Here is a 13,429-nt window from a genome sequence, read left to right as displayed (position 1 = left end):
GACTCCCCGGGATCGGCGGTGGGAACCGCGCCATTGTTGCTCGCCGCAGCGGGGTTCGGCCATGAGCAGGGCCACGTCGCCCGACATGCGGGAGCGGGAATATCTCAGACGCCCGGGATCAGCTCCCCGGCGTACCGGGCACCGTCGAGGTAGGGCCAGGGGTTGGCCAGGCAGCCGTCCAGGCCGTACGTCTGCTGCTGCATGACCGGCGCGGGCTCGCCGGGCCCCGGGCAGGCCTCGTGCAGCTCGCCGAACTCGTGCCCGACCTCGTGGTTGACCACGTACGTCCGGTACACGTCCAGCGGCGCCCCGTAGTCCGGGACCGCCGTCATCCAGCGGGCCAGGTTGATGATCACCTGGCCGGGGAGCCGGCAGGAGGTGTACCGCTCGGTGCTCAGCCCGCCGAGCGCGCACAGCCGCTCGGAGGTGACCGGGGTGGCCAGGTAGACGGTGAAGTCGGCGTCGGCCGCCGCGGCCACCCGCTGCACCCGCAGTTCCCCGGAGGCGATCCAGCTCCGCGGGTCGCCGAGCACCTCGTCGACGGTGGCCGCGAAGGCGTCCGCGTCCTGGTCGGTGCCCTGCTCGACGAGCACCCGGTAGTGGCGCACCGGGCCGTCCGCGCCCCGGACCGGGCTCTCGCCCGCCGCCGGGGTGAACCGGCCGGGGCCGCTGCTCGGCCAGCCGGTCGCCGCGGCCGGGCCGGTCGGCACGACCCGGCCGACCGGGCCACCGCCGGGCACGACCCAGCTCCCGCCAGGGCCGGCCGTCGGCGGGCCGCCGAGGACCAGGGTTGCCGCCGCGACGAGCGCCACCAGCCCGGCGAGGCCACCGAGCAGGGTACGCGGGCGGGGTCGCCGCGCCCGCTGCCCGGCCCTGCCGGGACGCGGACCGGCGGGGCGGGACGGGACGGAAGGGGACGCCGAAGTCACGGCCCCAGCCTGCCAGACCAAACGGGCATTTCCGCGCCTTTGCCTCAACTACCGCGAAAAGCCTTCGCGTTGCCCGCCCCGGCGCGCCATCCGGAACCGGCCCCGCCGGTCCCGTCGCCGTTCGCGGGTGGCCCGGAGTTCATCGCCCGCAAGACCGTCGGCGGCAAGCCGGCCCCCCGCCCGGCCCGGCCACCGGACCGGGTCGCCGCCGGTCAGAGCGACGGGCCGGAGTACCGGCGGCCGTCCAGGTAGGGCCACGGGTTGGCCACGCACCCCCGCAGGAACAGGGTCTGCTGCATCATCACCGGCGCGGGCCGGCCCGGCTTCGGGCAGCGCTCGTGGTGGTGCCCGAGCTGGTGCCCGACCTCGTGGTTCACCACGTACGTCCGATAGACCGCCAGCGGCACGCCGGCCGACACGAAGTGCGGCACCGAACTCCGCCACCGGTCCAGGTTGATGATCACCTTCCCGGGTGCCCGGCAGGAGGTGTACGGCCGGCCGCCCACCCGGATGTCGACACCGCCGGCCGCGCACATCCGGCCCGCGGTGCGCGCCGTGGCCAGGTAGACCGTGAAGTCGTGCCCGGCCCCGCCCGGCACCCGCTGCAACCGCAGCCGGCCGCCGTCCACCCAGCTCCCCGGCCCGGCCAGCGCCTCCTGCACCGCCGTGCCGAACGCCCGCACGTCCTCGCCCGTCTCCGGCTCCACCGCCACCCGGTAGCGGCGCAGCCGACCGGACGTGCCGAGTACCTCGCCGGCCCGGTCGTCGTACCGGAAACCGCCCCGGCCGGCCGAGGGCACCGGGCCGGGCAGCCGCAGCATTGGCGACGCGGACCCGCCGGGGGCCGGCGCGGCCGGGTGGGACACCGACCCGGGAGCCGCGACGGCAGGGCCGATCGGGCCGGCGGGATCGGCCAGGGCGGCCGGGCCGGCCGGGGCGGACGCCAGGGGCGGCGCGGGCTGGTCCAGCGCCGCCTCCGCCACCCCGGCCGGCGACCGCCACACCTCGCCGGCCGAGGGCCGGCCGGCCAGCACGGCCACCCCGGCCAGCACGCACACGGCGAGCGTGACCAGCGGGAGAACGGTCCGCCACCACCGGCGGGCGGGGCGCACGAGGGGAGCCGCCGGGGGGCCCGTGCGAGGAGCCCGGCGGGAGAGGAATCGGGGCATCCCGGTCAGCCTGCCATGTCGCGGCGGGCCGCCGCGTCCTCCGTTTCGGCGAGGAGCCCGAGCACCGCCCGGGCCACCGTGCGGGGCACCTCCATCTGGGCCACGTGCCCCACCCCGTCGAGCATCAGCAGCCGGCTGTCCGGGATCACCCGGGCGGCCTGCGGCGCCACCCGCACGTCGACCAGCCGGTCATGGGTGCCGCCGATCACCAGCGTCGGCGCGGACACCGCGGCGGCCATCCGCCACAGCGACTCCGACCCGCGCAGGTACGAGCGCAGGAAACTGGCGACCAGCCCCCGGAAGGTGCGCACGTACGCGGCGGCGTGGTGCTCGGCGTGGTAGCGCGTCCGGATCTCCTCCAGCGCCTCGCGCCGGCGCTGCTCGCTGATCCGGGTCAGGTCGGCCACACAGGACTCCATCACCTGCTGCGCCATCACCTCGGGGGCCACCCGGGCCAACTGCCAGCCGACGAGGCGTTCGCCCCGGGGGACGGCCAGCACCGGCAGCATCCGGCCCTGCAACGACCGGCGGAAGTCGAGGAACGGCAGCGCCGGGGAGATCAGCGTCAGAGTGCGCACCAGATCGGGACGCAGCGCCGCGACCCGCACCGAGATCGTCCCGCCCAGCGAGTTGCCGAACAGGTGCACCGGCCCCCGCCCGGCGTGCTCGATCAGCCGGACCACCCGGTCGGCGAAGCTGCGGACCGTGTACCGGTGCCCCGGCTCGCTGAGCCCGAACCCGGGCAGGTCGACGGCCTGGCCGTCGAGGCGGTCGGCGAGCAGCCCGGCCAGGTCCGTCCAGTTCTGCGACGAACCGCCGAGGCCGTGCACGTAGAGCGCCGGCTCCGCGCCGGGCGCGCTGGCCGGGGTGTCCCGGACGTAGGTGACCGAGTCGTCGAGGCGTACCTCCCGGCCGGGCCACGGCGGCGGGGCCTCGGGCCCGGGTAGCAGGTGGTCCGGCCCGAGGGTGGCTCGTCTCATGGCTCAAGTCTGCCCGGATCGGCCCCGCGCGGGTGTCCACCCCCCGCGGCCGGTGCCGGCCCGGCGCGGGCCCGGCGCGGGCCCGGCGAGCCAGGCCCGGGTCGGGCCGCCACCCGGGTCGGGCCGCCGCCGCACCCGGTCGGGTCCGGCCGGCGGGCCGGCACGCGACCGGTCAGGCCAGCAGCGCCTCGATCCGCCGGTTGACCGCCGCCAGGGTCGCCCGGACCACGGCCTGCCGCGGATCGCCGGCGACCAGCGCCGACCCGGCGAGCTGCTCGACCCAGCCGTCGCAGACCAGCAGCACCACGACCGTGGCCACCTCGCAGTTGCCGAACGGCACCACCGCCGTGTGCTCGACGAAACACCGCCTCCGGTCGGCCTCCTGCTCCCCGCCGCGCAGCAGCCTGTCGATCGCCGCGGCGGCGGCGACCGCGCAGAGCCGCAGCACGTAGCCGTCCACGGCGGGCCCGGTGGCGTACCCCGCCGCGCTCTCCGCGCCGGCGAGGAGCCGGACCTCGACGGTGGCGTCGAGGCCGAACGTGCTGACCTGGACGTGGTCGATCACCACCCGGGGGCCCGGCAACCCGCCGGTGTCCAGCGGGCGCGACGGCGCGGTCTCCGTCGTGGTCATCTGCCCGCCCGAGTACGAGGCGCCGAGCGTCGCCGGGCTGCCGGTCGCGGCGCCGGGCGCGGCGGTCGTCACCTGGCCCGGCTCCTCCACGGCGGCCCGGCCGCGGTGCCCGGTCGGCTGGCGGCGTCGGCGCGGCGGCTCGCCCGCCGGCTCGGTGCGGCGCTCGCCCCGGTGCGGCGGGGCCTCGGCCGGCGCGCGACCCTCGGGCGTCCGCGGCCCGCCGCTGCGGGCCTCGGGGACCCGGGCGTCGGGCAGCGGGTCCACCGAGCGGCGTCGCACCGGTGGGGGAGGCGGGGTGTTGGGGAACCCGGGAACGTTCTGCGGCGCGGCGGCCAGCCCCATCCGCTCCTGGAGCAGGCGGGCGACGTGCCGGCTCACCTCGGCCGGGTCCGCGCCGTCGGCGAGGTCGAGGCGGAGGCTGTGCGCCCCGGCCGGGGTACGGCGCAACGCCGCGTCCCGCACCCCGGCGACCCCCCGGACGGCGTCGAGGATCGCGTTGACGTCGAACCCCTCGGGCCGCTCCTGCGGCGGCGCGGGCTCGTCGTCGCGGCGTAGGTGGGTGGCGATGCGGGCGAGTTCCGGGGTTTCGGCGGGGGGCTCCACGGCTGGCGGCTCCGGCACGACGGGCACGTCCGGCTCGGCGGGGACGCGCTGCGGCAGCACCGCCGAGGTGCGGTCCGGCCGCCGGTCGTCGTCGACCGGGGTGGCCGGGGATACCGGGTCGGGTGCGGATCGGCGGGCCGCGTACGGGGGTGCGCTCGTCGGGACGGGCGCGGACGGGGTCCGGATGAGCCGTCCGATCCCGCTCGTGGCGGGTACGACGGCCGGCCCGGCGCTGGTGGGGGCCGGCGGTTGGCCGGGGGGCTCAACGGGCAGGGTGTCATCGGAGACGGGTCGCAGCCGGAACGGCCGGGCGGCCCGCGCCTCGGCGGGATCGACGGCCGCGTCCTCGGGACCGGACGCGGATGGCCCGGGGGGGGCGGACGCGGGACGCCCACCTGCCCAGCCGGGACGCTCGACCGGCTCCGGGGCCGGCCGGGCCGCCGGCTCGTACCCGGGACGCGACTCGGACCGGGGAAACTCGTACGGCCGGGCGGCCTCGGGGCGCAGCGGCTGGTAGGGCCGGGCGGGCTCGTACGGCCGGGCCGGCTCGGCGGCGTGGGGGCTAGCCGGCTCGGCGGCGTGGGGGTGGCCGGGCTCGGCGGCGTACGGGCGATCGGCATCCGCCGCGTGGGTGCGGCCCGCCTCGGGCTGGTAGCCGCGGCTCGGGTCCGGGGCCCAGTCTACGGCCCGGTCCTCGCGGGACCGGCGGCCGGACGGTTCGCGCTCCCCGTGGGACCGGTGGCCGGCCGGGTCCTCGTCCTCGCGGGGCCGGCGACCGGCGGGTTCCTCCTCCTCGCGGGCCCGACGGCCGGGCCCCCCGCCCTGCTCCGGGGGCCACGGCGGTGCCCAGCCGCCGCCCCAGCTCGGCCGGTTCCAGTCGGGGCCGGCCCAGCCCGGCTCGGGGGCCGCCGCGCGCTCGGCGGCGCGCTCCCAGGCAGCCCGGCGGTCGTCGGCATCCGGACGGTCGGCGGCGGCCGGCGGCTGACCGGCCCGGTCGGCGGCCGGCGGCCGGGGGGGCTGGTCGGCGGCAGGCGACCGGGCGGGCTGGTCGGCGGCGGACGGGCCGGCGGCCTGCGCCGACCCCGGCTCGGCTGCCGGGCGACCGCCCTGTTCCGCCACCGGCGGGCGGGTCACCCGGTCAGCGCCGGGCGGGTCGGCCTGCGGATAGCCGCGCGGATCGACGTCGGGCGGGAACCGGTCGGCCCAGTCGGACGGCCGGTCGACCCAGTCGGACGCCCCGCCGGCGGACGCGGTCGGCTCGGGCACGGAGCGCTCGGGAGTGGGGGCGTGCAGCCCGGGTGGCACCTCGAAGCCGGAGGCGGCCGTGCCCGGCGGCGGCACCTGCACGGCGGGCGGCGCGGACGACGGAACGTTCCCGTCCGACCAGCGACCGGCGCGGGCCGCCGGGTCCTCCCCGGAGGCGTGCCGGGCGGCGGCGTCCGCCTCGCCGCCGTGCTGCGGGCCGGTCGACCGTTCCCGCCTCGGGGCGGGGCGCTGCGCGGGGACGGCCAGCCGCTCGCCGTCGCCGTCCCGGCCGGGCTCCCCGCCCAGCGGCGGCGCGCTGACCGGCGCCTGGCGGCCCACCGGTGCCTCCTCCCCGCCGTGGCTCACGCCGTTGACGCGCGGGTGGCCGTTGATCCGGGCCGGCGGCCCCGGCTCGGGGGGCAGGCCGGGCAGCGGCGCCGGAAGGTCCCCGTGGCGCGGTGACGAGGCACCCCAACCGGAGACGGGCTCGGACCGGCGCCAGGGGGGCTGCGGCTCCCGCGTCCCCTCGCCGCCGGTGGACCAGCCGACCGCCGAGGGCGCCCATCCGTTGACGGAACGGGCCAGGTCATCCTGCTGACCCGTCCCGTCGCCGTGCTCTCCCGGGGTGGCGGCACCGGGTTGCCCTGTTTCAGTCACCGCGCGCTCCTTGGTCGCCCCCGCTGAGGCTACCGTGTGGTGACAGTGGCGATAAGTTACAGCGGCGGGCCAATTCCGCGAGGGGCTCACGAGCCTCGACCGGTTCGGGCGATAAGTGCCGGCTCGTACGAACAGTTTCGGAGGTTCCCATGACGGCTGTCGGGAACGGCGCCCAGACCGCCGGCCGGCCCACGCGCCTGCCCCGCTCGGCGCGCCGCAAGCAGCTGCTCGCGGCGGCGCAGGAGGTGTTCGTCGCGCAGGGCTACCACGCCGCCGCGATGGACGACATCGCCGAACGGGCGGGGGTCTCCAAGCCGGTGCTCTACCAGCACTTCCCGGGCAAGATGGAGCTCTACCTGGCGCTGCTGGACACGCACTGCGACGCGATCGTGGCAAAGGTGCACGACGCCATGCGCGGCACCAACGACAACAAGGAGCGGGTCGGCGCGTCGGTGCGCGCCTACTTCGACTTCGTCGACCACGAGAGCGAGGCGTTCCGCCTCGTCTTCGAGTCCGACCTGCGCAACGACCCGGCCGTGCGGCAACGGGTGGAACGGGTGGAGCAGGGCTGCATCGCGGCGATTACCGACACGATCATCTCCGACACCGGGGTCAGCCGGGCGCACGCCGAGCTGCTCGCCTCCGGGCTGGTCGGCGCGGCGGAGACGGCGGCGCAGTTCTGGCTCGCCGATGGCCGGCAGGTGCCCAAGGCGGAGGCCGAGGCGCTCGTCGCCGCGCTGTCCTGGCGGGGCATCGCCAGCTTCCCGCTGCAAGGTGAGTCAGCCTGAACATCCGGTCGCGAGATCGGATAGCCTTCCCACGGCGGCTTTTTCGCCCCAGTTGAGGAGGCACCGTGGAGGTCAAGATCGGCGTGCAGTACGCGCCGCGCGAGCTGGTTCTGGAGAGCGCGCAGTCGCCGGCCGAGATCGAGCAGATCGTGACCGACGCCATCGCCAAGGGCGAGGGGACGCTCTCCCTGACCGACGAGAAGGGCCGGCGGGTCATCGTGCCGGTCAGCAAGGTCGCCTACGTCGAGATCGCCGAGGCGTCGCCGCGGGCAGTCGGCTTCACCGTCCGCTGATCCGGCCGGCGTCCGTGGCGGGGTGCGGCGCGCCGCCCACCGTCCGCCACGGGCGCCGTCGCGCGGTCCGGTGCTGGCAGCGCCCCTGCCCGGCGGGCCGTGGCGTCAGTCGTTGACACCGACCGCCGTCATCCGGTCGGAGTACCCGGCCGTCAGCCGGTGGGAACAGCGTCGACGCGTCCACCTGCTCCCCAGCGACCAGCGCGGTGAGCGCGCCCCGGTCCGCCGCCCTGGAAGACCGTCTCCCCGACGGGTCGCCGGGCCGCGTAGCCCACGTACGCCCTCGGGACCGCCTCCAGCCGGTCCTTCGGCCCGGTCGAGTCGTGGTACGCCTGCGACGGCTCGACGTACGGCACCATCGCCTCCTCGTACGGCGCCATCGCCTCCTCAGGCGGCCGAGGGCGGCGAGCCGGTCGGGCGGCGGGATGCCCGGTATCGCCCCGGGTGACCGGACGCCAGAGCCACCGGACGTGACTCAGATCACACTTAACACCCCCGACTGTCGGGCCGCATCCCTGAACAGGGACGACACGGCGGCGGCTCAGGTAGTATGGAGCAGTTGCCGTGGGCACCGATCTGACCCAGGTTCGATCTGACCCAGGTTCGATCTGACCGAGGTCCGGTCTGACCCGAAGTCCTGCCCACGGCGCGCGTGCGGCCCGGTCCGGCTCGGCGACTCCGCCCCCGACCGTGTGGCCCGCGCCACCTACCGACCGCGCCCTGAGGACATGAGGGGCGCACCACGAGAGGGCACCCCCAAATCCATATGAGCGAGCAGATTTCCGATCTCACAGGCGGCCACGAGCTGGCCCCGACCGCCCCGGTCCGCCCGGAGGCCCCCACGTTCGCCGAGCTCGGCGCCCGGCCGGAGACCGTCGAGGCGCTGGCTGCGGCCGGCATCACCCGGGCCTTCGCCATCCAGGAGTACGCGCTCCCGATCGGGCTGCGCGGCACCGACCTGATCGGCCAGGCGCCCACCGGCACCGGCAAGACCCTCGGCTTCGGCGTACCGCTGCTGGAGCGGGTCTTCGCCCCGGCCGAGGGCGGCGACGGCGTGCCGCAGGCCCTGGTCGTCGTCCCCACCCGCGAGCTGGGCATCCAGGTCGCCAAGGACCTCGATGCGGCGGGCCGGACCCGCGGCGTGCGGGTGCTGCCGATCTACGGCGGCGTCGCGTACGAGCCGCAGATCGACACGCTGCGCAAGGGCGTCGAGATCCTGGTCGGCACGCCGGGCCGGCTGCTGGACCTGGCCAAGCAGAAGCACCTGCGGCTCGACCGGGTACACGCGCTGGTCCTCGACGAGGCCGACCGGATGCTGGACCTGGGCTTCCTCGACGACGTCGAGAAGATCCTCGCGATGCTGCCGGAGGACCGGCAGACGATGCTCTTCTCGGCCACCATGCCGGACCCGATCGTCGCGCTGTCCCGGCGCTTCCTGCGCCGCCCGGTGACGATCCACGCCGGGCACACCGCCGAGACCGGGCCGTCGCCGCAGACCCAGCAGCTGGTCTACCGCACCCACTCGATGAACAAGGTCGAGATCGTGGCGCGCATCCTCCAGGCGGAGGGGCGCGGGCTCACCATGATCTTCACCCGCACCAAGCGGGCCGCCGACCGGGTCGCCGAGGACCTCGACTTCCGCGGCTTCGCCGTGGCGGCCGTGCACGGCGACCTGGGCCAGGGCGCCCGGGAGCGGGCGCTGCGCGCGTTCCGGGCCGGGAAGATCGACATCCTGGTCGCGACCGACGTGGCCGCCCGGGGGCTGGACGTCACCGGCGTCACCCACGTCATCAACTACGACTGCCCCGAGGACCAGGACACCTACACCCACCGGATCGGTCGTACCGGCCGGGCCGGCGCCACCGGCGTCGCGGTGACCTTCGTCGACTGGGACGACATGCCCCGCTGGCGGATCATCGACAAGACGCTCGGGCTGGACATGCCGGAGCCGCCGGAGACGTACCACACCTCGGCGCACCTCTACACCGACCTGGACATCTCCCGCGACGTCACCGGCACCCTGCCGACGGCGGAACGGACCCGGGCCGGGCTGTCGGCCGAGGTCGAGGAGGACCTCGGCGGCCGGCCCCGGCGCGGTGAGGGCACCGGTGGCGGCCGGGGCTCCCGGCGCGGCGAGGGCCGCGGGCGCGACGAGGCACGCGGTCGCGACGAAGGGCACGGTCGTGGCGAGCGCCGCCGGGGCCGCTCCGGCCCGGCCGCCGGGCCGGACGCCGCCGAGGTCCCGGTCGACCAGGCCGCCGAGGAGGGCGCCCGGACCGCGCGCCGCCGCCGGCGCCGCCGGGCCGGCGAGGTGGTGGTCGGCGAGCCGACCGCGGTGATCTCCGCCGAGTCGGCCGCCGCCGAACCGGCCACGGCCGCCGCCGAGGGCGAGCCGGGCAAGCCGCGCCGGCGCCGGCGCCGGCGGGGCGGCTCCGGCGCGGGTATGCCCGCCGAGGCGACCGCCGACTGACCCACGTCCCAGACGTCGACATCCCCCGCGCCGGTCCGCCCGGCGCGGGGGATGTCGCGTTCCGGCCGAGCCGCCGTTCGGCGGGACCGGCCGCCCGACGGGACCGCTCGGGCGACGAGGAAGATGGAGAGATGCCCGAACCGCTGGACGCCGCCCTGACCGAGGTCCGGGCGCTGCTGCTCGACCCCGCGCTGACCCGGGCGGTCGCCGCCGGCCGCCGACGCGGGCACCGCCCCTCGGTGGTCCGCGCCGAACTGCGCCCGGTCGCCCTCAAGGCCGGGCCCCGGTTGCAGATCGCCACCTCCGACGGGGCCCGCCCGTACACCCGCAACGTCGCGCCCGGGGCGGAGGCCGGCGCGGCCGTGGACGCCCTGCTGGCCGAGCCGTTCGGCAACTGGCACGTGGAGACCGCCGACGTGACGCTCCAGCTCCGGGTGACCAAGTCCGGTGCGGCGCAGGTGCACCGGGTCGCCGCCGCGCGTCCCGCGCCGGAACCGGGCGGCCACGACCGGGCCAAGGAGTGGCTGCTCGACCCGGGCGACGAGATCTTCGCCGAGATCGGCGGCTCGGCGGCGAAGCGCCGGCAGGTGGACGCGTTCCTGCGGGCACTCGCCGCCACCCTGCCGGACGACCTCACCGGCCGGCTGCGGGTGGTCGACCTGGGCTGCGGCAACGCGTACCTGACCTTCGCCGCGTACCGCTACCTCTCCCAGCGGGGCCTGGACGTGCGGCTGGTCGGCGTCGACGTGCGGGAGGACCAGCGGCGGCGCAACACCGAGTTGGCCGAGCGGCTGGGCTGGGCCGACCGGGTGAGCTTCGTGGCCGGCACGATCGCCGACGCGGCGGTCGAGCCCGCGCCCGACCTGGTGCTGGCGCTGCACGCCTGCGACACCGCCACCGACGAGGCGCTGGCCCGCGCCGTGCGGTGGGACGCCCGGTGGGTGCTCGCCGCGCCGTGTTGCCACCACGACCTCGCCGCCCAGCTACGCGCCCGGCCAGCCCCGGCCCCGTACGACCTGCTGACCCGGCAGGGGATCCTGCGCGAGCGCTTCGCGGACGTGCTGACCGACTCGCTGCGGGCCGCCCTGTTGCGGATGCACGGGTACCGGACCGAGGTGGTGGAGTTCGTCGACTCCCGGCACACCCCCCGCAACCTGCTGATCCGGGCCCGCCGGGTCGACGCCGCGCCCGGCCCCGAGCAACGGGCGGAGTACCGCGCCCTGCTCGACCAGTGGCAGGTGACCCCGCGCCTGGAGACACTGCTCGCCGCCCGAGAGGGTTGACCCCCGCCGATCCGGCCGGCCGGGCGCTCAGCGGCGGCGTTCGCCGTTGCCGCCCCGGTCCCGGCCCGGCGCCCGTTCGTTGGTGGAGCCGCGGTCGAACATCGACACCCGGTCCCCGGCTCCCCGGCCGGAGCGCTCGCCGTCGGACGACACCGTCGGGAAGGGCACCACCTTGCCCGGGGTCTCGGCGTTGCCGGCGGCGGCGAACGCGTTCCAGGAGATGTCGACCAGCAGCCGCTTGAGTTCCGCGTGCCGCACGGCCGCGTTGCGTTGCAGGGCCAGCCGGGCGCCGAGCACCACGCCGACGAGCGTCGTGGTGACCGCGCCGGCGGCGGCCAGGACGTGGGCCCCGTTGGCCTGGTCGGTGTCGAGCACGAGGACCAGGAGCCAGATCCAGAAGCCGGCGGCGAAGACGCCGGCCTTGGCCACGAAGAAGAGGCTGACCGCACCCGGACGGTACGGCGGGGGACGGCTCGGATCGGCCATGCTGCTCCTCATCGACGCGGTCGGTGGGGACGGGCGACCGCGGACGCCAGGTGGACGAGCATCAATCTTAGTTGACGTTCGACAAACACCGACAGTCGCGATCCCGACCGTCGAGAACCAGCCCCGGCACGTCGGTCCAGGACGAGGTGAGCGATCTTCGCAGGTCATCCGGGGCCGGCGGCACGGACGACGATCAAGGGGCGGGCGATGGCTTGCGTCCGCCGCCGGGGGCATTACGCTCGAAGGGCACCGTCCGGTGCTCCGGCCGGAAGGAAGACCCCGCAGGGATGGTCGCGTCAGAGGTTTCGCCACAGATGGCTTTCGCACGCTTCGTGCGCCGGGCCATCGACGACGCTCGGGAAGAGCGCGGCTGGACCGTCAGCGACCTCGCGGGGCACACCGGGGTCGGCCGCTCCACCGTCTTCCGCTGGCTGGCCGGCGACTGGCACGACTATCCCGAGCTGGCGAAGGTGCGCGGCTTCTGCGCAGCCCTCGACCTTCCCGTGGCGGCGGCCTTCCGGGCTCTCGGACTGCCCGACTCGGGCCCCGCCCCGCGCCGGCGCGGCGACGAGGGGCCGGTCGAGGCCGACGTCCGGGTCATCCTCCAGCGGCTGGCCGACCCGGCGGTGCCGGCCGAGGAGAAGCACCACATCCGCGACCTGCTGCGCTACCTGGCCCGCCGGCCCGTCCGCCGGGCCGGCTGAGCAGCACCGCCAGGATGGTCCGCCGGGGCGCCGTGGCGGCTGCCGGGGTGCCGCCGGCGGTCAGGGCGCCGTGAGGGTGAACTCGGCGGTCCGCACCTCGCCGGCCACCTGGAAGTCGAAGTACAGGCGGTAACGCCCCGGCCCCGGCACGGTCAGCTGGAAGGTGACCCCGTCCGGGGCCGGCCCCGGTTCCGGGTGCACGTGCAGGTAGCCCAGGTCCCCCTCGCGCAGGGCCACCAGGTGGCCGTACGCGCCCAGGTAGCGCTCCAGCGTCGGGGTGACGTCCCCGGCGCGGACCGCGAACCGGAGCGGCCGGGTCGCGCCGATCCGGGGCTCGCCGGACCAGCTCACCGTGAACCCGTCCACGGTGGCGGTGCGGGTCGGGGCCGGCAGCGGCCGGGGCGCGTAGTCGCCGGGGACGGAGAGGTCGACGCCGAGGGTGCGGACGCTCTGCCCGCCGTCGTCGGTGACGAGGGTGAAGTCCGCGTACGCCCGCCACGCCCCGGCCTGCGGCAGGGTCAGTGGGACCGACCAGGTGCCGTCGGCGGCCATGGTCGGGTGCAGGTGCTGGTAGCCGCTGAGATCCCGGCGCACCACGATCAGGTGCATCGGCTTGTCGTGCACGACCGCGAACCGGGTCACCGGTCGGCCCTGGACGTCCCGGACCTGGAACCGGAACTCGCCCGGCCGCCCGGCGGCGAAGGCGGTGGACAGCGGGGCCAGCGTCCAGCCCCCGGAGCCGACCGCGAGGCCGCCGACCTCGGTCGCGCCGCCGGTGTCGGTGCCGGTGCCGTGCTCGTGCGCCCCGGTGCCGGGCGCGTGGGGGTGGTCCGTGGCGGCCGTCGAGGTCCGCCCGGTCGCGTCGGCGGGTGGCGGGTTGAGCCGCCCGAGGCCGAAACCGAGCAGCACCGCGAGCACCAGCCCGCCCACCACCAGCGCGAGCCGCAGCGTGTCCCGGTCCACCAGCGCCCCCGCCGTCTCCGGCACGCCGCCCCCGGGCGGGGCGGACGGCGACGCGGACACCTCGGCCGGGCCGGCGCCCGGCGCGGGCGACGACGGCGGCGCCTCGGCCGGGCCGGGTCGCTGATCGCTCATGGGCCCACGGTACCGCCGGGTTCCCGACCGGCCGGCCAACGACCGCGTGGCGTGGCACCGGTCGCAATCCGCCCCGCCCGGGAACTTTCCGTCCCG

Annotated in this window: 12 protein-coding genes; 5 read left to right on the top strand and 7 right to left on the bottom strand. The window is 76.9% G+C overall.

Annotation, left to right across the window (positions count from 1 at the left end):
• Positions 1-104: 104 nt before the first annotated feature.
• The 4 genes from C5N14_RS01680 to C5N14_RS01660 form a co-directional block, all read right to left on the bottom strand.
• Positions 105-929 (bottom strand): DUF3152 domain-containing protein, encoded by an 825-nt coding sequence (locus C5N14_RS01680; RefSeq protein WP_117665025.1) that lies wholly within the window; start codon positions 927-929, stop codon positions 105-107.
• A 212-nt stretch (positions 930-1,141) separates the two neighbouring features.
• Positions 1,142-2,041: a DUF3152 domain-containing protein gene (locus C5N14_RS01670; protein WP_243639051.1), complete on the bottom strand. Its 900-nt coding sequence runs from the start codon at positions 2,039-2,041 to the stop codon at positions 1,142-1,144.
• Between the two features lie 62 nt (positions 2,042-2,103).
• On the bottom strand, positions 2,104-3,078 hold the full coding sequence (locus C5N14_RS01665) for an alpha/beta fold hydrolase (RefSeq protein WP_117665022.1): 975 nt from the start codon (positions 3,076-3,078) through the stop codon (positions 2,104-2,106).
• Positions 3,079-3,250: 172 nt separating this feature from the next.
• Positions 3,251-5,431, bottom strand: a complete 2,181-nt coding sequence (locus C5N14_RS01660; protein ID WP_371685786.1) for a hypothetical protein — start codon at positions 5,429-5,431, stop codon at positions 3,251-3,253.
• A gap of 932 nt (positions 5,432-6,363) precedes the next feature.
• Between C5N14_RS01660 and C5N14_RS01655 the strand changes: the two genes are divergently transcribed.
• Complete coding sequence (locus tag C5N14_RS01655; RefSeq protein ID WP_117665020.1) at positions 6,364-7,002, top strand: TetR/AcrR family transcriptional regulator; 639 nt, start codon at positions 6,364-6,366, stop codon at positions 7,000-7,002.
• A 65-nt stretch (positions 7,003-7,067) separates the two neighbouring features.
• Positions 7,068-7,295: a DUF3107 domain-containing protein gene (locus C5N14_RS01650; protein WP_117665019.1), complete on the top strand. Its 228-nt coding sequence runs from the start codon at positions 7,068-7,070 to the stop codon at positions 7,293-7,295.
• Positions 7,296-7,447: 152 nt separating this feature from the next.
• On the opposite strand, the gene C5N14_RS01645 is transcribed toward C5N14_RS01650, so the two are convergent.
• Complete coding sequence (locus C5N14_RS01645; RefSeq protein WP_117665018.1) at positions 7,448-7,675, bottom strand: hypothetical protein; 228 nt, start codon at positions 7,673-7,675, stop codon at positions 7,448-7,450.
• 386 nt (positions 7,676-8,061) lie between these two features.
• On the opposite strand from C5N14_RS01645, the gene C5N14_RS01640 reads away from it, so the two are divergent.
• Positions 8,062-9,765 carry a DEAD/DEAH box helicase gene (locus C5N14_RS01640; protein WP_117665017.1) on the top strand — a complete coding sequence of 568 codons (1,704 nt, stop codon included), beginning with the start codon at positions 8,062-8,064 and terminating at the stop codon, positions 9,763-9,765.
• A 131-nt stretch (positions 9,766-9,896) separates the two neighbouring features.
• Positions 9,897-11,048, top strand: a complete 1,152-nt coding sequence (locus C5N14_RS01635) for an SAM-dependent methyltransferase (RefSeq protein ID WP_117665016.1) — start codon at positions 9,897-9,899, stop codon at positions 11,046-11,048.
• 27 nt (positions 11,049-11,075) lie between these two features.
• Here the strand turns inward: C5N14_RS01635 and C5N14_RS01630 are convergent, their stop codons facing one another.
• A complete protein-coding gene (locus tag C5N14_RS01630) occupies positions 11,076-11,534 on the bottom strand; it encodes a hypothetical protein (protein WP_117665015.1) in 459 nt (152 codons plus the stop codon).
• 287 nt (positions 11,535-11,821) lie between these two features.
• Between C5N14_RS01630 and C5N14_RS01625 the strand changes: the two genes are divergently transcribed.
• Positions 11,822-12,238, top strand: coding sequence for a helix-turn-helix domain-containing protein (locus C5N14_RS01625; RefSeq protein ID WP_117665014.1), 417 nt, complete (start codon positions 11,822-11,824; stop codon positions 12,236-12,238).
• Between the two features lie 60 nt (positions 12,239-12,298).
• Here C5N14_RS01625 and C5N14_RS01620 read toward each other — a convergent pair whose 3' ends face one another.
• Complete coding sequence (locus tag C5N14_RS01620; RefSeq protein ID WP_243639049.1) at positions 12,299-13,333, bottom strand: hypothetical protein; 1,035 nt, start codon at positions 13,331-13,333, stop codon at positions 12,299-12,301.
• Between the last annotated feature and the right edge of the window lie 96 nt (positions 13,334-13,429).

The sequence above is a fragment of the Micromonospora sp. MW-13 genome (assembly GCF_003434305.1).
Taxonomy (GTDB): Bacteria; Actinomycetota; Actinomycetes; order Mycobacteriales; family Micromonosporaceae; genus Micromonospora.
The sequence above is the reverse complement of the archived record's forward strand: the minus strand, read 5'-3'. Positions and strand labels throughout refer to the sequence as shown.